Annotated in this window: 1 protein-coding gene; it reads right to left on the bottom strand. The window is 55.5% G+C overall.

The features are described from left to right. Positions 1 to 1,426 (bottom strand): hypothetical protein (locus tag LC073_RS21475; RefSeq protein ID WP_226649675.1); only part of this gene is annotated, 1,426 nt, incomplete at both ends.

The raw sequence follows: 1,426 nt of genomic DNA, 5'->3' as shown, positions 1-1,426 counted from the left end.
GCCTTCATAGTGGCTCGCGCTGTCCAGTTCGGCTTTTAACGCGGTCCACTGCACTTTATCGTACACGCGGGTATCGTCAGTGCCTGGGGTTGTGCGCTTTGCGCGAACCTCTGGGCGCATCCGGCTGCTGAGATTAATTTTTTTGGTGAAGCCTATCTGGTCGTTGGTGGCGCCGCTGAAAGTGTGGCTGATGGTGGTCCAGCTACTACTGCCTTCGGCCCGGTATTCAATTTCAATGGTGACAGAGCGGGTCTCGAAATCCCCATTATCTTTTAATCGACCGAGCCCTTGCGGCAGGAAAAAATCCAGCCAAATTGTGTCTGTCAGCTCGTTGGCGGGACAGGCGAAAAAGGGACCACTGTAACCACCGGCACTCGGATCTGTACTGGAGATGGTGATCGCTTCATGCTGGGAATTAGCAAAGCCGGTCCAGGTTGTATCGGGGTCTCCATTGCCGTCCACTTTTTCCATGGTGGCGCTATTCCCAGAGTCCTTGGAAACCACCCGGTAATCGCCGTCATTGCCGGCACTACCGCTAATAGTGATGATTTCATTCACCGCATAGAGGAACGGCCATGAGATATAGCCGCCACTCTCTGCATCGTATTCGTAACAGCTCAGAGTGTGGCCGGCCATGCTCCAGCGCGTGCGGCTGAAACTGGAACCCGAGGAGCTGAGACTGCCTTCCAATTCCAGCCCGGTCTGGCCGCCGCTGCTGCCCACCTCCGGCGAGGTATACACATTGCGGTATGCCTCGTGACTAGCGACGCTCTCACCGGGTCCAAACAGGCTGTAGTCGATATCGCCAAAATATCGGCTGACCGGTGTGTTGCCGATAAAGATCTCTTCCGGGTCCACTTCGTATTCGCCAACGCCCACCGCCATCATTAAATACAGATATTGATCGTTGCCGATATATTCCCGGCGCGGCTGGCACAGCAAATCGGGGAAGACTTTATGCCGTCCGGCAATCTCGGGCACCACGCCCATCAACCGGGCCTGATTACCCTGGGCGTTGGGGTTGTAGATGGTGGAACCATCGGGCGTGCTCTGGTTGTAGTTATCGGGAATCTGATTGGCAAAATACATGGCGGCAGCCGCAGCGGCGACCGCAACCACCGCCATCACAATCGCAGCATACCCTTTAGCCTCCACTACCAATTCAAACTGGTCGCCGGGCTGAATAAGGTAGCTGGCCCAATGTTTGGGCGGTAGTTCTTTGCCATTTACCCTAGCCGAGAATAGCGGCACCTCTCGTGGCTCATAGCTGGGCACATTCGCCTGCAGCCAGCTTTCAAACGTCTGCCCCGGTGTTGCCGTGCAGGTTTCATAATTACCCCGCTCAAGCTTGCTGGGGTAGATTTTTAGCGTCGCATTCATAGTGAAAAAATTCGCAGCGTTGGAACAATCGGCGGAAGGCGCGCGG

It is taken from the genome of Microbulbifer variabilis, from assembly GCF_020524905.1.
GTDB lineage: Bacteria > Pseudomonadota > Gammaproteobacteria > Pseudomonadales > Cellvibrionaceae > Microbulbifer > Microbulbifer variabilis_A.
The sequence above is the reverse complement of the archived record's forward strand: the minus strand, read 5'-3'. Positions and strand labels throughout refer to the sequence as shown.